Below are 17,603 nucleotides of genomic sequence, written 5' to 3' on the forward strand. Positions count from 1 at the left end.
TGTTAGCACTCCTATTCTACAAATTCAAATTCTCCACCTAAAATCCTAACGATGTCTCCATTACTACAACCACGCTCTCTCAATGCATCATCAATACCCATTGAGCGCATTTGTCGAGCAAATCTTCTAACTGCAGGATCACTATTGAAGTCCGTCATTTTGAACATTCTTTCAATAGCATTACCACTGACAACATAAGCGCCATCATCATCTCGCGTAATAGTAAATTTATCTTGTGAAGGCGTATGTTTATAAAGTACGCGGTTAACACCTACTTCTTCGTCATTATCGACGCTGAAGTCAATATCTTTAACTTCATCTAATTTATCCGCTATCGCATATAACAATTGATCAATATTATCACGTGTAATCGTTGAGACAGGAATGATTACAACATCCTTATCTACTTCTTCTTTAAATAGCGTTAGATTGTCTTCTGCGTTAGGCATATCCATTTTGTTAGCTACAACGATTTGAGGTCTATCCTCTAATCTTTGCTTATAATTAACTAATTCCTTATTAATGATTTGATAATCTTCATATGGATCTCTGCCTTCTGATCCGCTCATATCTATCATATGCACTATTACTTTTGTACGTTCAACATGTCTTAAAAATTGATGTCCTAATCCAACACCGTCGGAAGCACCTTCAATTAAACCTGGTAAATCAGCCATTACAAAACTTCTATTGTCTGGTGTTGAAACAACACCTAAATTCGGTTTAATCGTAGTGAAATGATAGGCACCAATTTTCGGTTTAGCTTTGGAAACGATTGATAACAACGTTGATTTTCCTACACTGGGGAATCCTACTAATCCAACATCAGCAAGTAATTTAAGTTCTAATGTAACATCTAATTCCTCACCAGGTTCACCATTTTCACTAAAATCAGGCGCCGGATTTCTAGGCGTTGCGAATCGAGAATTACCACGTCCACCACGTCCACCTCGAGCAACTATAGCGCGTTGGCCATCTTCAACTAAGTCTGCTAAAACTTCATCCGTTTCAACACTTTTTATTATCGTGCCAGGTGGTACTTTTAACACTAAATCTTCGGCACCTCTACCATGCATGTTACTACTTTGTCCATTTTCACCTTTTTTTGCTTTAAAGTGACGTTGATATCTAAAATCTAATAATGTTCTTAAACCTTCATCTACTTCAAAAACTACTGATGCGCCTTTACCACCGTCACCACCAGCAGGTCCACCAAATGGGACATATTTCTCTCTTCGATAAGCTGTGATACCATTACCACCATCACCGGCTTTAAGAGATATTGTAACTTGATCGACAAACATATATCTCACCTCTTTTACTATTTGTTCTTCAATGACAATATTATATCATTATCCATTAAAGTATAAAAAACTAACACAATAAAGTTAGTTAAATTGTATAAAAACAAAATAAAAACGGGGGTGGGACAGAATTCTTTTAAATTCGTCGTCCCACCCCCGCAAGGATGACTAGAACTGAGAAAAGCTTGATTTAAGCACTTTCTCAATTCAGTCAGCTACTGCGAATTTGCGAAGTAGCATTATCTTATTATTCTGTCCCAGCCTCGTTAACTAGACAAAATTATTCAGCTACTGCATAAACAGAAACTTGTTTTTTGTCACGACCTTTACGTTCGAAACGAACAACGCCGTCGATTTTAGCGAATAATGTATCATCGCCACCACGACCTACATTTTCACCAGGATAAATTTTAGTACCACGTTGACGGTATAAAATTGAACCGCCTGTAACGTATTGACCGTCAGCACGTTTAGCACCTAAACGTTTAGATTCAGAGTCACGACCGTTTTTAGTAGAACTTACCCCTTTTTTAGATGCGAAGAACTGTAAGTTTAATTTTAACATCGGGATACACCTCACTTGTAATTTAATCTGATATTTTCATTATATTCATCTTCAATCGTTTGTAAAGAAACTAACATCGCTTGAAGAATTAGTTGCGCTTGTTCATTGTTTGTATTTACACTTCTGATATGAAAATGACCTCCGTCATCTTCATAATCAATGTCTGGCTTCTCAGTCGTTAAACCTAGAATCGCATTAACACTTCCAAATATAACCGCTGATGCACCTGCACAAACAATATCATGACCATATTCACCATGATCAGCATGACCATCCATGATAACGTCAGTTACTTTTCCACTATCATTAATAGTAATATCAACAGTAATCATAGATTAAGCGTTGATTTTATCAATAGTTAATTTAGTGTATGGTTGACGATGGCCTTTTTTACGTTTAGAGTCTTTACGACGTTTGTACGTAAATACAGTGATTTTTTTACCGCGTCCTTGTTTATTAACTGTAGCAGTAACTGTAGCACCTTCAACAGTTGGCGCACCAACTTTAACTGAATCGCCACCTACAAATAAAACTTTATCAAATGTGAATGAGTCACCTTCATTAACATCTAATTTTTCAACGAAGATTTCTTGACCTTCTTCTACTTTAATTTGTTTACCGCCTGTTTCGATAATAGCAAACATACTTTGCACCTCCTATAATTATAAGTCACGCCATATATAGGTGACATCGAAATGTTCTTAAACCTATATTTGAGCGGTTGTATGTAGCTATAAAACTACTCAACTACTGCATCTTACCATTACTACATCTATGTGTCAATCTTGATTTTGTGTTTTTTTCATTAATTTCATAAATATAGGAAATAGAATTATTAACAATAAGATATTCATTATTATCGTTGGTATTAATCTCAATAAAATAAGATTAATGATATCAATATTTACGAACCCAATTACACCATATATCATTGCTATATAAATCTCAAACACAATGATACTTGCAATACTTAGTGCAAAAACCATAGTATAATCTCGATAAAAAACGTTAAGGAATTTATCGAAAATAACCACGAGTGCTAAGTAACCAAACATATATAAACCATATACACTACCGGTATAAACATCCGTTACAATTCCAAATAATAATGCAAAGATTAATCCTAAACCGAAGCCACGATAAATTGTTAACAACAAAATATACAATAACATTAAGTGTGGGATAAGATTAAACTCAAAATGACCAAAATGCATCGGTATCACAAGTCCAATGATGCTGTCGATGTAAAACAACACAACGCCAACAATTAAGTACCACAATACTCTCATCAATTGTCCCTGCTTTCATCCGTACCATTGTCAGGATCTTTTTTGGCAATATAAACGTGGCTAATATCTGATAAATTGGCACCCGTCTTAACGCTCACTTCTTTTGCTAATCCATACTCATCATTCTCAACTTTGGTAACTTCACCTATGTATAAATCACTTGGCAATTGATCAGCTAATCCGCTTGTAACAACTTTATCGCCTTTTGAAATCTTATCTTTATTATTAATATTTCCAATCACAAGTTCCTGATTCTTTTTATCGTAATGGTCGATTAAGCCAAACACATTTTTAGAATCATGTTGAATATTAACAGACAATTTACCTGTTCTTGTATTCGTTGATAATAAGTCTACTTGAGCTGAAAATTGGTTGACTTTCGTTACCCTTCCAACTAAACCTTCAGCGGTCATAACAGCCATATTAGATTTAACACCATCTTTTTTACCTTTATCGATAATAACTGTATTCATCCACTGATCTGCATTTCTAGCGATTACTGCACCAGAAATAGGATCATATTTAGAAATGTCAGTCATATCTAATTCTTTTTTTAAATCTTTATTTTCCGCTTCTAGCTTTTCATTTTTAGCCTCTAGCTGTTTCACTTTATTATTATCAGTTGTTTTATTTGAGCTAAAAAGATTATTAATCGCTCCAGTAACAAAATTGACAGGATAGCTCACGACTCTTTGTCCAAGAGAAACGGAATCCCCCACATATTGTTCAGGAGGTGATTGCGTCTGCGATCTTAATGACAAACCAATCAGTGCAATAAAAATAATAACCGCACAAAAAACAACAATTAATTTGTTATTTTTGAAAAACTTTTGCACTCATAACACCTCTATAAATTCTAATTTTAATCATCCTATAATATTTTATATTACTCGGAGTCTTAAATAAAGCACTAAGTTTATTCTATAGTATCATCTTAAAATAAAAAAGAGATTAGATAACTAGACTAATACGAAACGTGTTACTTAGCCTATATTATCTAATCTTACTCATCAAACTCATTTTGAAATTAATTTTACTTTTTGTCTTTATCTTTTTTATCATCATCACTATAAAGTTTTTCATCTTTTCTCCATTTCGCGAAAAGATTTTGCGCTTTAGCTTGTTCATTTGCTTGTTTTTCTTTAGATTGTTCAGACATTCATCACACCAACCTTCGAAATTTAGTTTATAACATAACCATAACGCAGAAAATAAGCGAGTTCAATTATGAAAACTTAATTAATATGCATCAAAAGGTCTTAATTCAATATATTGACCGAGCGCATTTAAATCTTGTTCCATTTCTATTTCAGTTCGATATACTTTAATATGATCACTACCAAATTTATAAATAATGAATTCATCATCGCGTTGACCTGCTAAATAATTGTCATTATATCCCATTCTACCTAGACCAGAAACCGCCATAAACTCTTTTTTATCCAAATATTTAAATACATTTCTAGTTTGACTTGCTGGTATATTTTGTAAAATATCATTATCTTGGATTTCATAATGCTTACCATTAGCCGGAATATTTTGTGGACGATTCAAATTATTTGGTGCGTTACTGACTTGCTCATTATTAATAGGATGATTAATTGGATTCCAATCTTGATCTCTTAAAAATGGTGCGTATTTTAATGCAAAATATATAATACAAATAATAGCTATGACTGCAATGATATTTTTAATAATACTAAGTAAAAATCGCATTAAATACCCTCCAATAGTATTCCATATTATTATAAATGACCGTTGTCACATCATCAGTCTTAAGCATGAAAATGGTATGCACTAAAGTATGATACCAAATTAATCAAGAATGTTTTATAATATAACTATATTATTGTTTATGGATATTCATGAGGAGTGTTGATAATGAGTATTGTGAGTATCATTTTAATTGCATTACTTGTGATATTGCTATTTAGGGTTGGTTTTGCAATTCTTAGATTTGTAATATCTGCAGCCTTAATACTATTAGGATTATATTTAGGATATCAAGGTATACTTTGGATTATGGAAAATTTCCAAGTATTATCCGCCTATATTCAATAAATTGGAAACTAGCTATGCATTATCACTTATCAAATTGATATTGCAAAGGCTAGTTTTTATTTACGAAATGTATGTCTTAGATAGTTAAATAATTTATATATGCTAGATAGTAATATCCCCCATATCGCCCCTGTAATTAACGAAGCTAAAATTAATGTAGCAATATTTATATCTTGGCCACTAATCAACACGCCTAGTACAGTAAATATCACAATGCCTATCATTGAAAGAACAACTGTGACAAGCATTTCTTTAAGTCCAATAGTGTATTCTTTAATTGTAAGTCTTAAAACATATATAACTGGTATCAAAATCCCAATGATTAAAAATAATGTCATAAAACACCTCTATAAAATTTTTCAAACACAATTATACAAGATGATTAATCATTAAAACAAATCATTCTTTAAACTAACTTATTCAAAATAACCTTCTTCCACTAAACTTGCATATTTCTGATCTCCAATAATAATATGATCCAGGACTTGAATCCCTAATAATTCACCGCAATCTTTTAATCTTATAGTAGTTGCTATGTCTTCTTTAGAAGGTGTAACTTGATATCAAGAGTAATCCATAAAAAAGCCGATTGTAATAACCTTTACACTTTAAAGACATGTCCTTAAAGTGATTCAATTATCTAAATTTCTTTTCTCGTTAATTAGGTTTTGGAACTCTTTTTCTAATTCCTCCGAAGGTTCAATACTCAATCGACTGAGTATCTCAGTAATCCTTGTTTCAAGTAAAAGTTTTTTATCCTCTTTTATATCCCGTGTTTCCTCCCTAGCTTGTTTAGCTTTAAATTGGTCATATGTTCCTTCAAATATTTTAATTTCTTTATTATCAATCATCATGATTCGGGTAGCTATTTTTTCGATAAACCTACGATCATGGGAGACAAAAATTACGCTTCCTTCATACTCCTCTAATAAGGATTCAAACGCCTCTATAGCCTCCATATCAAGAAAGTTTGTTGGTTCATCTAATACTAACGTATTAACATCACTTAAGAACACTTTAGTTAGTGCTACCTTAACTCGCTCTCCACCACTTAAGACATTTACTGGTTTATGAACATCATCTCTGAAAAAATGCATTCTCGCTAGAATGGTTCGAATAAGAGTTTCATTTTGCCGTGAAGAAGATTGGACGTTTTCTAAAATAGTCTTGTCGAGCTCTAATATGTCTAGATTCTGGCTAAAGTAACCAATTTTAACAGATGGTGAAAATGAAATACCTGGCTTATCCTGAACAATTTTTTTAATAAAGGTGGTCTTGCCCGTACCGTTAGAGCCGATAATTGCCAGCTTATCTCCTCCTCGAACGTAAAAACTAGCTGCTTTCCACAATACTCGTTCCTCAATTACACCCGAAACATCTTCAACACGGAGTATAATCCGATTTTTAAAAGTCTCTGAATTCAATAAATCCATTTTAAGTGGGGGTAGTTCTTTTGTTTTTTCTACCTTTTCAAGCTTATCCAGTCTAGTTTCTAGAGCTTTTGCCGTTTTCCGTAACTTCTTCTGTTTATTTGCGAAGTATGGCTTCGCTCCTTTTAGCCTTGCTTCCGATGAACTTATATTTTTCGGTTTCTTAGTAGCTCGTTGAGCTTTCTCTTCTTTTAACTTTATGGCCTCTTCTAACTGTTTCTTTTCTTTTTCATATTTTTCATGTGCTAATTGCTCTTGGCGATTTTCTAATTCTTTCTGCTCAATATAGTCACTATAGTTCCCTTTGTATTCGGTTATACCCCCGTCTTTGATTTCCCATATACTCGTACAAAGAGTATCTAAGAAAGCACGATCATGTGAAACGATGATAAATGCTCCATGCCAGTCCTTTAATTTTCGCTCTAAGTTTTCTATATAATTTGTATCAAGGTTAGTTGTCGGTTCATCTGCTAGTAACAGTTCTGGGTTTTTATCAAGTGCTTGCTGAATATATTTTCGTGTTACTTCACCACCACTTTTTGTTGTTTCCATATGTTTCAATTGTGGAATGAGTTCGCACCGTGAATACTGAGTTACAGTACCTTCTTCAGGAAAAAGCTTTTCATCCAATATGTGAAGTAACGTTGTTTTTCCACTGCCATTTCCACCAACTAACCCAATTCGGTCATTCTGATAAATCTGTAATTGATCTATGTTCAACAGTAAACGATCTTGAACATAGTGTTTTATACGAAGAGCCTCTAACAATATTTTCATATTATCATCCCCTTAAAAATAATCGGAGACAATAAATGCCTCCTAATTCATTCAGAATAGGAGGCATAAATCAATATAGATGTACTCTAAAAAAGACTCTTTTAGAGCCAACTACAGAAATTTAATCCTATCCTGAAGATCACAATTGAAGGCAGCACAAATAAAACATCATTTGTAAATCAAACACCTTCGATTGTTTACTTTCAAAAATAGGATTAGTTAATCATGTAGTTGGTTCACCCTTTCCTTCGTCTAATTAAGTTTACCTTAAACAAATGACGGGGAAATGTCAAATGTTTAAGTCAGAGTATTCTTTCTAGTCTTTAAAATAAAGCTCACCATATAATTTCTGAACTTGATTTTTCAATTGACCATTTTCTTCCTCTAATTCTTTTATCCTCGCTTTTAGCGTTTTGATAAGTATTTCTTCTGATTTTTTATTTTTCTTTATAGGCGTAGAGTTCAATCTTTTTCCATTGAGTTGGCGATGTCGGATATTTTCAATTTGTTTTCTTATATCACTTTCTTTATACAACCAAGATTTCGAGACTTTTGCTTCTGCAGCTACTGTATTAAAATTTATAGTTTTGCCTTCTAATGACATTTTTGAAATTATCTTTTCTACATTTAGTCTGGTATTGTGACTTTTTTCTTTTGCCAGTTGAATAATCTTATCAGTATTCCTTGATTGTTTCCCCATTTACTCCGTCTCCTTTAAGCTGCCTATTATCTGCTCTAGTCGCTCTTGTACACGAGAATTGGTTTCAATCTGTCGTTGCCATTGTTTCTCTTTTGCGATAGCTAATAATTCCTTAGTATGAGCTAAGTGATCTTTATGTTGCGATAAGAACTTTTTGCTTGTACAGAAGTGTGTGCAGTCTAAACAAGCATTGGCGTGAGGACAAGGACCAGCGATTATCGGGAGTCGACAATAGCCATTGGGCAATACCTGAGCGTTAATGTTCTTCTTGAACCATTGAAGATCAGTTTTATTGGCTTCTTCGGATTCTTCTATGTCAATAATGCTGCCCTGATTTGTCACAAGCGTCTCTTTGAATTTAGAGAACTCTTCCTTTAATGTTTCATCGAAAATGTGGGCATATCTGCTCGTCATTTCCGGGCTTTCATGTCCTAAAAATTTCTGGACAATATGTTGAGGAATGCCATTATTAATCATTCTTGTACCAACGGTATGCCGAAATGCGTGTGCGTGGAATCTAAAAACGCTTCCTGCTCGATCCACGATATTTTTCTTATGTGCCAGCTCGTTTAGTTCCCGTCTAAAAGTATCCTGTTTCAATGGAGAGCCATCTTTACGAGGAAAGAGGTATTCACATCCACCAAACTCCTCTGACACATGCTTTTCATGTGCCTTAATAAGACCAGCTACCTCTCTCGATATCGGAATAGTATGTTCTTTTTTCATTTTCCATTGGTAATATTTTAAAAAGTAATCACCTTCCTTATCTTCGAGAAGGCAATCTCTTTTCAAAGTACACAACTCACTGATTCTCACACCACCTTCTTGAATGATCATTACCATAGTTGCTATATAAGCAGGTAAATCATCTAAATGACTGTTTAATTGCTCCAAAACGTATTCATCAATATATCTCGGTGTTGCTTTCGGTACCTTAGGATAATCTTCTTGGAAAACTAGTATCTTTGAAGGAACGTCATTCCAATCAAACTTCTGAATTGTAGTAAAGAAACCGTCCAAAACCGATATTTTCCCTATTAAAGTGCTCGGTTTAATTCCTGATTTATTCAGTTCTGCCAAGTAGTGTTCAATTTGCTCTCGGGTAAGCTGATGAAGTCTTGTTAAATGTTTATAATTTTTATTAAGAAATACAAAAAACTCTTTCAACCTGCCTGCGATATCGCTTACATGAGAAAAGCTCACGGTGTTTAATTTGAGCTTGCAATATCGTTTTGTCAGCTCTCTGTAATAAATACTAGGAATCTCTTTGAAAGATACGAGATACTCATATTGAGTGGGATTGACTTTATCAGAAGGTAGATTCATTTTTCTTCTATCCCAAACATCCTTTTCCCATTCTTCTCCGTCAAAATAATAATCTTCATAAAACTCCATAAACTGCTTAAGATTTGTCACATAGTATGAATTTGCCTTTACTGTGATTCTTTCTTGTTTGGCATTTAGCTTGTGATTGGTAGTTGTTATTCTGACTCCTTGCTCTACTAAGTAAGTCCTGTATTCAGTCATAGCTTTTTCAATTGGTACTTCTGTGATTGACTCTATGTGAGGATATTTCATATCTAAGAAACCCAACATTTTATTAATTACAGTTCCTTTTCTAATCCACACGGTTTTAGCATTCCAAACCTCATTGGTCATGTGGTAATAGAAAAAGAATTTCAATTCGGTTCTTAACCACAAATTTTCAACTCGGTCAAAATTTACCCATCGGTTTCTTAAAGATGGGCTTTTAGAAAGTTCGATTGCTGAAGGTAGTGGGCACTTTCTGATATCCCATCTATCATCAGCCCAATATCCTTCTAATTTGCTGTTCATTTCTGCTATTTTTTTACCAATTGCTACAGAGCTTATAATTTTTCTTTTGGTATTCATCGTCATTTATCTCTCCCTTCAAGATACTTTTTAAATTCTTCTTTCATATCTTGGTTAGAGAGGTGGACGTATGTGTTTAAAGTGGTCTGAACCTGTGCGTGTCCTAATCTTTTTTGGACGTAAGCAGCATCCCAACCATTTCTAATCAGTTCTGTCGCATGGGTATGGCGTAACGTATGAGGTGTAAACACAATACCTGTTCTTTTATTCAACCGCCGAACGAGATCGAGTACACTTTGATATTTTAAAGGCTGCCCAAAATGCGATTCTTTTAATGCTATAAATACATAATCATGCTCTAATTCATCGTAGTATTCATGCACAAGATAGTCTGTATAGAGAGCCATTAACTCTTTGCTAACATGGATTACTCTTTCTTTTCTAAGCTTTATGTAAGCTCCATTCAGACTTTCTTCTCTAGGTGTTATGTGAACCTGATTATCCCAAGTCACTATGTCTGCCAGTCTTAGAGACAAAACCTCTCCTATTCGCATCCCACCTTCATACATAAGCATTATGATTAATTTATCTCTGAGGGTGTGACAGGCTTCTACGATTTCTTTTACCTCTGAATGATTTAGTGTCCTAATCATTTTCTTTTTTTCCCTTAACTTCAATACGTTTCTTTTATATGGCTTTCCTTTACTCACATGATGGAGAAATCCTTTGTAGTTTCTGCCTCGTGTTTCATTGAACAAATCAAGCATTTTAAAGCCACCAGAACGACTCAAATATTCTAGATAACTAATCACGGCATTAAGAATAGCATTAACAGTAGATTCCTCTCTTTTAGCTTCTTTTGGGTGAATGTCAATAACATTCGCGTTTTCTGTGGGGTTACGTAACCATCCTACAAAATTCGCCAACTCGTCAAACTGAATTTCGTCTAACGAGATTTTTCTTTGCTGCATAAACACATAAAATAACTTTAGGTGGTAACAATATGTTTTTATAGTGTTGGGTGACTTATTAGTATTATCTAGATATTTAATGAAGCTCATAACCGGTTCAACTACTTCAAATTGTTCATCAAGCAATATAAATAGTGGATAAGCTTTATTATCCACTACTATTTTTTGCACTTTCATTTTTCCTCCCCCACTTTGAATACTTTATATACTTTATATTTCTCCTATTGATATAATGTACTCAAAGTAGTATATCATCCATTATACTTTCTTTAAATACTTTAAGTACTATAGATTAGTATACTACGTTTAAGACATCACCAGAAGGATGGTTGTGTAATACGATAATGGCATTACTAGATGCTCTAATAGCTGCTTTAAAGACTTCTCGTGGATGAATAACGGATGCATTCAATGTTCCTTTATAAATTGTTTCTTCTTTAATCACAATATTTTTAGAATTTAATAAGAGTACAACAAAATGTTCTTGAGTCAAATCTTTCATCTTTGACATCATAATATCTGCAACGTCACTTGGAGATGTTATTTTAATCTTTTCACTGAGGTCTCTAGCATACATTCTCTCACCTAGTTCAAAAGCAGCTTTAAGAATGACTGCTTTATATAATCCTATTCCTTTAATTTTTGTAAAGTCATTTATTGATAAATGTTTGAGCGCTTTTAAACCATCAAAACGTATGATTAATTCATTGGCAATATCTATACTTGAAAATCCTTGCCTTCCTGTATTAATAAGAATTGCCAACAACTCACTATTAGATAAACTTTTCTCTCCATTATGTATGAGTCGCTCTCTAGGTAATTCAGACTTTGCCATACTTTTAATTCTCAATAATTATCAACCTTTCTATAAATACATTAGTGTGGAATGGTATAAACAGCTTGCAAATATAAATCCAATAAACATAAATGGTACAAATGGAATATACGTTTGCTGTTTTATGATGAGTAAAACTGAAGATACGATAATAGCAATAAAAAGCGTAAAGAGTAAAAATATTACGTAAAAATGATAAGGGAAAAAGCAGGATAAAATGGTTAAAAGTAGTATATCACCGTAGCCTATATGTTTAGGGGATAAAAAATAAAATACATGTAATATGAAGAAAAAAATAATAAATGTGGAAAAATAAAATATTGAGTGTGCCGTACACACTATCGCGAAGAGAATTAACATAAATACATTAATGGATAATGTTTCGATATCATAAAGTGCCATGGTCAGTAAAAATAAATACGTGGTAATAAAAAGGGATAAATGCACTTGGACGCCGAAGTAAATAATTATCGGAATCAGTATAAACGATAAGCATTCTCCTATAATATAATGACGTTTTAACTTATTGTGACAACAATCGGTGTTCCCTCTTAAAATAAAAAAGCTAAGTATAGGTATTAGAACAAACCATTGTAATTTCGAGTCACAATAATCGCATTTAGAACGCATGGTTAGATAATTGAATTTCAATTGCGTCATATTTGTCAGTTGATATAAAAAACTAAAGAGAACACTGCAAACAAAAGACGTTATTAGCACTAGCATCACCTATAATAAGTATAACGCTTCCCCTTTAAAAGTAAATAAGTTGTACGATTTATATTATAAATAATATATAGTATTTAAAAAACAGGGAATAATTGAAGCGGTTTTTCAAATTATCGTTATAACTAAAATTCCCAAGTCAACTAGGTATTTTTAGTCACCTAGACAACTTGGGAATAAACTACTATAAATTTAAAACTCAGTATTACTTTTTACTTCACTTATAAAATACAAACTACCGGTAATTAATAGCCCGTCACCATCGTAATTCTTTATGAACGACACATAGTCATCGATGAATTCAATATTTTCTAAATTTACTTGTTCGGACAATTCCTCTTTAGTTAGTGCTTTAGGGAAATCAAATTCAGTGAAATATAAGTGATTTGATATTTCTTCAAGTTTATTAAGCATACCGTGAACCGGTTTACCTTTTATGGCTGAGAAAAGAATATCCATTTTTTCATTGTCATAATAATTTTTGATAGTATCAATTAGCGCTTCAATACTTTCATTATTATGCGCACCATCGATAATCATTAATGGATTCTCTTTGACTTGTTCAATGCGACCAGTCCATGTAACACTCTCAATTGCATCAATCATCTTATTAAAATCCAAAGTGATAACATCTTGCTCGTAAAGTTCTATCAGTGCAGTAATGGCAAGAGATGCGTTTTCTTTTTGATGTTCTCCAAGCATATTAAGAATAATTGTTTCGAGCTCATAATCTTTATATCGGTAAGTAAATTCATCATCTTGTGAGACCACAACGATTTCACGATCAAGTTCAATAGGTTTTGCTTCAGTACTCTCTGCAAGATCACGGATATATTTAAGTGCTTCCTCATTCTTAACAGCATAAATGACAGGTGTATTCGGCTTGATAATTGCACCTTTATCTTTTGCAATATCTAAATATGTGTTACCTAATATATCTGTATGATCTAATCCTATACTTGTAAGTACTGAGAGAATTGGATTAAACACATTAGTGGAATCATTTTTTATACCTAATCCCGCTTCAACGACAACAAAATCAACTGGATGGATTTGACCAAAGTAAACGAACATCATCGTTGTGATGATTTCAAATTCAGTAGCGCCACCTAATTCTGTTTCTTGTTCTAAAGCTTCACTAATTGGTTTAACTATTTCAACTAATTCAACAATTTCATCATTTGTAATTGGAAGTCCATTTAAACTGATTCTTTCGTTGAACGTTTCAATAAATGGAGAAGTGAACGTTCCTACTTCATAACCATTTTCAACTAAAGCGGCTCTTATATAAGCGACAGTTGAGCCTTTACCATTTGTACCACCAACATGTATGCCTCTGATATTTAATTGAGGATTATTCAAACGATCTAGCATCCATTCCATACGTTTTACACCGGGTTTGATACCAAATTTAGTTCTCTCATGTATCCAATACAAACTCTCTAGGTAATTCATTGGCGATTCTCCTATGCTTTTAATTGTTCAATTCTGTTTTTCACACCATCATATTTTTCTTGATAACGTTGTTGTTTTTCTTTTTCTTCGTTGATGATTTTTTCAGGCGCTTTATTAACAAAATTTTCATTAGATAATTTTTTATCAACACGATCTAGTTCTTTTTGTAATTTATCTAATTCTTTTTCTAAGCGTGCAATTTCTTTATCCATATCGATTAAACCTTCTAAAGGCAATACAACTTTACCAGCAACTACTACTGCAGTCATCGCTTTTTCTGGTATATCAATATGTGTATCTATCGTTAATTCGCTTGGATTACAGAATTTATGAATATAATCTGCATTTTCAATAAGTGTTGCTTTAATATTTTCATCTTTAGCTTGAATGAAAATAGGAATAGCTTTTGAAAGTGGTGTATTCACTTCAACACGTGATTGTCTTACAGATTTGATGATTTCAACTAATTGTTGCATCGTTTGTTTACTATCTTCAAAGATATATTCTTCTTTAACAGTTGGCCATGATGCTTTTACAATTGTTTCTCCTTCATGCGGAAGACTTTGCCATATCTTCTCAGTGACAAATGGCATGAATGGATGTAACATTCTCATCGTTTGATCAAGTGTGTAACTTAAAACAGAACGTGTTGTTTGTTTTTGTACCTCATCATCACCATTCATTGGGATTTTACTCATTTCAATGTACCAATCACAGAATTCATCCCAAATGAAGTTATATAATGCTCGACCAACTTCACCAAATTCGTATTTCTCGCTTAAGTTTGTAACTGTTTCTATCGTTTCGTTTAAGCGAGTTAGTATCCATTTATCTGCTAGTGATAAATTACCACTTAAATCGATATCTTCAAATTTAAATTCTTCTCCAATATTCATTAAACTGAAACGTGCACCGTTCCAAATTTTATTAATGAAATTCCAAACAGATTCTACTTTTTCAGTAGAGTAACGTAAATCATGACCAGGTGATGATCCTGTTGCTAGGAAATATCTGAGACTGTCTGCCCCATATTCTTCAATAACATCCATAGGGTCTACACCATTACCTAAAGACTTACTCATTTTCCGGCCGTCTTCAGCTCGAACTAATCCATGAAGTAAAACATCATTGAATGGTCTTCTATCTGTAAATTCCAGACCTTGGAATATCATTCTCGCAACCCAGAAAAAGATAATGTCATATCCCGTTACTAACGCATTCGTAGGATAGTAGCGTTTGTAATCGTCGGCATCAATATTTGGCCAACCTAAAGTTGAGAACGGCCATAACGCACTTGAGAACCAAGTATCTAATACATCCTCATCTTGCTCCCAATTATCAATGTCTTTAGGTGCTTCTTCTCCAACATAAATATCTCCTGTTTCTTTATGATACCATGCAGGAATTTGGTGTCCCCACCATAATTGTCTAGAAATCGTCCAGTCTCTAATTTCTTCCATCCAGCGATTGAAAGTATTCTCAAAACGTGGTGGATAAAAATCAATACGGTCATCCGTTTTTTGATTATCAAGTGAACGTTGTGCTAGTGGTTTCATTTTTACAAACCATTGCGTAGATAAGTACGGCTCAACAATAGCACCAGAACGTTCAGAATGCCCAACTGAGTGAACGTGTTCTTCAATTTTAATAACTAAATCTTGCGCTTTTAAGTCTTCAACTAGCTGTTTACGGCATTCGAAGCGATCTAAACCAGCATATTTACCAGCTTTATCGTTCATTTTACCATTTTCATCCATGACTATAATATTTTCTAACTCATGTCGTTGTCCAATTTCAAAGTCATTTGGATCGTGTGCAGGTGTAACTTTCATAGCTCCACTACCAAAATCAATATCAACATATTCATCAGCTAATATTGGTAATTCACGACCTACAATAGGTAATATAACTGTCTTTCCAATTACATCTTTATAGCGGTCATCATTTGGATTTACTACTATAGCAGTATCTCCTAACATTGTTTCAGGTCTTGTTGTTGCGATTTCAATATACCCTTCTCCATCAGCATAAGGATATTTAAAATGATAAAAATGACCTTGAACGTCTTCATGAATGACTTCAATATCTGATAGCGCAGTTCGAGCTTCGGGATCCCAGTTAATAATACGTTCTCCACGATAGATGATACCTTTGTTGTATAAGTCAACAAAGACTTTTCTAACTGCTTTACTTAATCCATCATCCAAAGTAAATCGTTCTCGACTATAATCAAGTCCTAAACCTAATTTAGCCCATTGTTGGCGAATAAATGATGCGTATTCCTCTTTCCATGACCATGCATGTTCTAAGAACTTTTCACGCCCAATATCATGACGAGAAATGCCTTGTTCTTTTAATTTAGCATCTACCTTAGCTTGAGTAGCAATACCAGCATGATCCATACCAGGTAAATATAAAGTGTCATAGCCTTGCATACGTTTCATTCGCGTAATGATATCTTGTAACGTTGTATCCCATGCATGTCCAAGATGTAATTTACCTGTTACATTGGGTGGTGGAATTACAATTGTATATGTTTCTTTTGATTTGTCTTCTGAGGGTTTGAAATAACCACTCTTTACCCATTCTTCATAACGCCCAGCCTCAACTTCGCGTGGATTATACTTAGGCTCCATGTTCATCGATTAAAAACCTCCTAATAATTAAAAAAACATCCTCCTAAATAACATAGGACGGATGTTCCGTGGTACCACCTAAATTCAAGCATATATCCATATACTTGCACTTAATTTGATTAACGCTCAAACACGCTTTTATCTACTTATTAATTGTTCAATAAAAGTTCTAGTGGGCTACCTTCAGATTGAATGTTATACATATTTACACCGACCATATGCTCTCTGTGCTATCATTCAAACTTACTCTTCCCAATAATATATTTCATTACTTAATTATAGTATAATGGAAATCGTGATAAGTCAATCTCTTGGAGGTATATTTATGAATGAATGTGCGTTTAGCACAACAGACCCGACTTACTTAGATTATCATGACAATGTCTGGGGACAACCTATATATGATAGTAAAGCTTTATTTAAACTAATGGCTTTAGAATCTCAACATGCAGGTTTATCTTGGTTAACCATTTTAAAAAAGAAACACTCATATGAAGAAGCATTTTACAACTTCGAACCAAGCAAAATTGCACAAATGACACCAAGTGATATTGATGCATTAATGGAATTTCCAAATATTGTTCATAATCGTAAAAAGTTAGAAGCCATTGTGTCACAAGCCAAAGGTTATTTTGAAATAGAAAATGACTATGGTAGCTTTAGCCACTTTCTATGGTCTTATGTAAATCACAAACCAATTGATTTAAACTACACAAATGCTTCGGAAAGACTAACCGTAGATGATCGTGCTAAGCAATTGTCTAAAGACTTAAAAAAATATGGCTTTAAGTTTCTTGGTCCAGTAACCGTATTTTCATTTTTGGAAGCGGCTGGGTTATATGACGCTCATTTAAAAGGATGCCCATCTAAACCTTCATAAAATTAATATGGGGCGGAACAGAAATAAAATATATTTATCGTCCCGCCCTAGCTTGCTTAGCTTGTAGCTTTTTATGATGACATTCACTTTGCTAGGACCCCGCTAGCAAGGATAACTAGGTTTGTTAAACGTTTGATTTAA

Annotated in this window: 18 protein-coding genes, 2 pseudogenes and 2 other annotated features; of the genes and pseudogenes, 2 read left to right on the forward strand and 18 right to left on the reverse strand. The window is 33.5% G+C overall.

The features are described 5' to 3' along the window. Positions 1–11: 11 nt before the first annotated feature. The 8 genes from obgE to KA858_RS02140 form a co-directional block, all read right to left on the reverse strand. Positions 12–1,304, reverse strand: coding sequence for a GTPase ObgE (gene obgE, locus KA858_RS02110; RefSeq protein ID WP_053029575.1), 1,293 nt, complete (start codon positions 1,302–1,304; stop codon positions 12–14). A gap of 280 nt (positions 1,305–1,584) precedes the next feature. Then, complete coding sequence (rpmA, locus tag KA858_RS02115) at positions 1,585–1,869, reverse strand: 50S ribosomal protein L27 (RefSeq protein ID WP_011275573.1); 285 nt, start codon at positions 1,867–1,869, stop codon at positions 1,585–1,587. Positions 1,870–1,880: 11 nt separating this feature from the next. Beyond that, entirely contained in the window at positions 1,881–2,201 is a 321-nt protein-coding gene (locus KA858_RS02120) for a ribosomal-processing cysteine protease Prp (RefSeq protein WP_210134888.1), read from the reverse strand. Positions 2,202–2,204: 3 nt separating this feature from the next. Next, positions 2,205–2,513: a 50S ribosomal protein L21 gene (gene rplU, locus KA858_RS02125; RefSeq protein WP_002448968.1), complete on the reverse strand. Its 309-nt coding sequence runs from the start codon at positions 2,511–2,513 to the stop codon at positions 2,205–2,207. Positions 2,514–2,526: 13 nt separating this feature from the next. Next, positions 2,527–2,602 (reverse strand) — a sequence feature (ribosomal protein L21 leader region). Between the two features lie 46 nt (positions 2,603–2,648). After that, positions 2,649–3,158, reverse strand: coding sequence for a rod shape-determining protein MreD (mreD, locus tag KA858_RS02130; protein ID WP_210134889.1), 510 nt, complete (start codon positions 3,156–3,158; stop codon positions 2,649–2,651). Further along, the gene (gene mreC / locus KA858_RS02135; protein ID WP_070854914.1) at positions 3,158–3,994 is read right to left on the reverse strand and encodes a rod shape-determining protein MreC; all 837 of its coding nucleotides are present in this window, start codon (positions 3,992–3,994) and stop codon (positions 3,158–3,160) included. The genes mreD and mreC overlap by 1 nt, the downstream gene beginning before the upstream one ends. Before the next feature lie 197 nt (positions 3,995–4,191). Beyond that, the gene (locus KA858_RS12770; protein ID WP_107629785.1) at positions 4,192–4,317 is read right to left on the reverse strand and encodes a hypothetical protein; all 126 of its coding nucleotides are present in this window, start codon (positions 4,315–4,317) and stop codon (positions 4,192–4,194) included. A gap of 80 nt (positions 4,318–4,397) precedes the next feature. Beyond that, positions 4,398–4,874 (reverse strand): DUF4930 family protein, encoded by a 477-nt coding sequence (locus KA858_RS02140; RefSeq protein ID WP_053029579.1) that lies wholly within the window; start codon positions 4,872–4,874, stop codon positions 4,398–4,400. 165 nt (positions 4,875–5,039) lie between these two features. Here KA858_RS02140 and KA858_RS02145 point away from each other — a divergent pair, with 165 nt between their 5' ends. Further along, complete coding sequence (locus KA858_RS02145; RefSeq protein ID WP_053029580.1) at positions 5,040–5,219, forward strand: hypothetical protein; 180 nt, start codon at positions 5,040–5,042, stop codon at positions 5,217–5,219. A gap of 56 nt (positions 5,220–5,275) precedes the next feature. On the opposite strand, the gene KA858_RS02150 is transcribed toward KA858_RS02145, so the two are convergent. The 10 genes and pseudogenes from KA858_RS02150 to KA858_RS02195 form a co-directional block, all read right to left on the reverse strand. Next, positions 5,276–5,557: a hypothetical protein gene (locus KA858_RS02150; RefSeq protein WP_210134890.1), complete on the reverse strand. Its 282-nt coding sequence runs from the start codon at positions 5,555–5,557 to the stop codon at positions 5,276–5,278. A 78-nt stretch (positions 5,558–5,635) separates the two neighbouring features. Beyond that, positions 5,636–5,776 (reverse strand): annotated as a pseudogene (locus KA858_RS02155) (JAB domain-containing protein); the annotation flags it as partial. Between the two features lie 75 nt (positions 5,777–5,851). Further along, the gene (locus KA858_RS02160; protein ID WP_000698182.1) at positions 5,852–7,426 is read right to left on the reverse strand and encodes a Vga family ABC-F type ribosomal protection protein; all 1,575 of its coding nucleotides are present in this window, start codon (positions 7,424–7,426) and stop codon (positions 5,852–5,854) included. Between the two features lie 316 nt (positions 7,427–7,742). After that, positions 7,743–8,126, reverse strand: coding sequence for a DUF6262 family protein (locus KA858_RS02165; RefSeq protein ID WP_000517973.1), 384 nt, complete (start codon positions 8,124–8,126; stop codon positions 7,743–7,745). Then, on the reverse strand, positions 8,127–10,025 hold the full coding sequence (locus KA858_RS02170; protein ID WP_210134891.1) for a tyrosine-type recombinase/integrase: 1,899 nt from the start codon (positions 10,023–10,025) through the stop codon (positions 8,127–8,129). Continuing rightward, positions 10,022–11,107 (reverse strand): tyrosine-type recombinase/integrase, encoded by a 1,086-nt coding sequence (locus tag KA858_RS02175; protein ID WP_000867968.1) that lies wholly within the window; start codon positions 11,105–11,107, stop codon positions 10,022–10,024. The genes KA858_RS02170 and KA858_RS02175 overlap by 4 nt, the downstream gene beginning before the upstream one ends. A gap of 133 nt (positions 11,108–11,240) precedes the next feature. After that, positions 11,241–11,780 (reverse strand): annotated as a pseudogene (gene radC / locus KA858_RS02180) (RadC family protein); the annotation flags it as partial. 15 nt (positions 11,781–11,795) lie between these two features. Further along, positions 11,796–12,491, reverse strand: coding sequence for a prepilin peptidase (locus tag KA858_RS13055; protein ID WP_481906461.1), 696 nt, complete (start codon positions 12,489–12,491; stop codon positions 11,796–11,798). A gap of 192 nt (positions 12,492–12,683) precedes the next feature. After that, positions 12,684–13,946 (reverse strand): bifunctional folylpolyglutamate synthase/dihydrofolate synthase, encoded by a 1,263-nt coding sequence (locus KA858_RS02190; protein WP_053029583.1) that lies wholly within the window; start codon positions 13,944–13,946, stop codon positions 12,684–12,686. A gap of 11 nt (positions 13,947–13,957) precedes the next feature. Beyond that, a complete protein-coding gene (locus KA858_RS02195) occupies positions 13,958–16,588 on the reverse strand; it encodes a valine--tRNA ligase (protein ID WP_210134893.1) in 2,631 nt (876 codons plus the stop codon). A 44-nt stretch (positions 16,589–16,632) separates the two neighbouring features. Beyond that, positions 16,633–16,851: a binding site (T-box leader), on the reverse strand. 56 nt (positions 16,852–16,907) lie between these two features. Between KA858_RS02195 and KA858_RS02200 the strand changes: the two genes are divergently transcribed. Further along, entirely contained in the window at positions 16,908–17,462 is a 555-nt protein-coding gene (locus KA858_RS02200) for a DNA-3-methyladenine glycosylase I (RefSeq protein WP_210134894.1), read from the forward strand. The last annotated feature ends 141 nt before the right edge of the window (positions 17,463–17,603 follow it).

Origin of the sequence: Staphylococcus sp. GDX8P80P (genome assembly GCF_017893095.1) — a bacterium.
GTDB lineage: Bacteria > Bacillota > Bacilli > Staphylococcales > Staphylococcaceae > Staphylococcus > Staphylococcus borealis.

What these genes read in the sequence shown, in the direction of transcription:
- KA858_RS02175 (WP_000867968.1), bottom strand. Translation starts at nt 11,107, where the DNA reads ATGAAAGTGCAAAAAATAGTAGTGGATAATAAAGCTTATCCACTATTT.
- obgE (WP_053029575.1), bottom strand. Translation starts at nt 1,304, where the DNA reads ATGTTTGTCGATCAAGTTACAATATCTCTTAAAGCCGGTGATGGTGGT.
- KA858_RS02200 (WP_210134894.1), top strand. Translation starts at nt 16,908, where the DNA reads ATGAATGAATGTGCGTTTAGCACAACAGACCCGACTTACTTAGATTAT.
- mreD (WP_210134889.1), bottom strand. Translation starts at nt 3,158, where the DNA reads ATGAGAGTATTGTGGTACTTAATTGTTGGCGTTGTGTTGTTTTACATC.
- KA858_RS02195 (WP_210134893.1), bottom strand. Translation starts at nt 16,588, where the DNA reads ATGAACATGGAGCCTAAGTATAATCCACGCGAAGTTGAGGCTGGGCGT.
- KA858_RS02170 (WP_210134891.1), bottom strand. Translation starts at nt 10,025, where the DNA reads ATGACGATGAATACCAAAAGAAAAATTATAAGCTCTGTAGCAATTGGT.
- KA858_RS02120 (WP_210134888.1), bottom strand. Translation starts at nt 2,201, where the DNA reads ATGATTACTGTTGATATTACTATTAATGATAGTGGAAAAGTAACTGAC.
- rplU (WP_002448968.1), bottom strand. Translation starts at nt 2,513, where the DNA reads ATGTTTGCTATTATCGAAACAGGCGGTAAACAAATTAAAGTAGAAGAA.
- KA858_RS02150 (WP_210134890.1), bottom strand. Translation starts at nt 5,557, where the DNA reads ATGACATTATTTTTAATCATTGGGATTTTGATACCAGTTATATATGTT.
- KA858_RS02145 (WP_053029580.1), top strand. Translation starts at nt 5,040, where the DNA reads ATGAGTATTGTGAGTATCATTTTAATTGCATTACTTGTGATATTGCTA.
- KA858_RS02165 (WP_000517973.1), bottom strand. Translation starts at nt 8,126, where the DNA reads ATGGGGAAACAATCAAGGAATACTGATAAGATTATTCAACTGGCAAAA.
- KA858_RS02160 (WP_000698182.1), bottom strand. Translation starts at nt 7,426, where the DNA reads ATGAAAATATTGTTAGAGGCTCTTCGTATAAAACACTATGTTCAAGAT.
- KA858_RS12770 (WP_107629785.1), bottom strand. Translation starts at nt 4,317, where the DNA reads ATGTCTGAACAATCTAAAGAAAAACAAGCAAATGAACAAGCTAAAGCG.
- rpmA (WP_011275573.1), bottom strand. Translation starts at nt 1,869, where the DNA reads ATGTTAAAATTAAACTTACAGTTCTTCGCATCTAAAAAAGGGGTAAGT.
- KA858_RS02140 (WP_053029579.1), bottom strand. Translation starts at nt 4,874, where the DNA reads ATGCGATTTTTACTTAGTATTATTAAAAATATCATTGCAGTCATAGCT.
- KA858_RS02190 (WP_053029583.1), bottom strand. Translation starts at nt 13,946, where the DNA reads ATGAATTACCTAGAGAGTTTGTATTGGATACATGAGAGAACTAAATTT.
- KA858_RS13055 (WP_481906461.1), bottom strand. Translation starts at nt 12,491, where the DNA reads ATGCTAGTGCTAATAACGTCTTTTGTTTGCAGTGTTCTCTTTAGTTTT.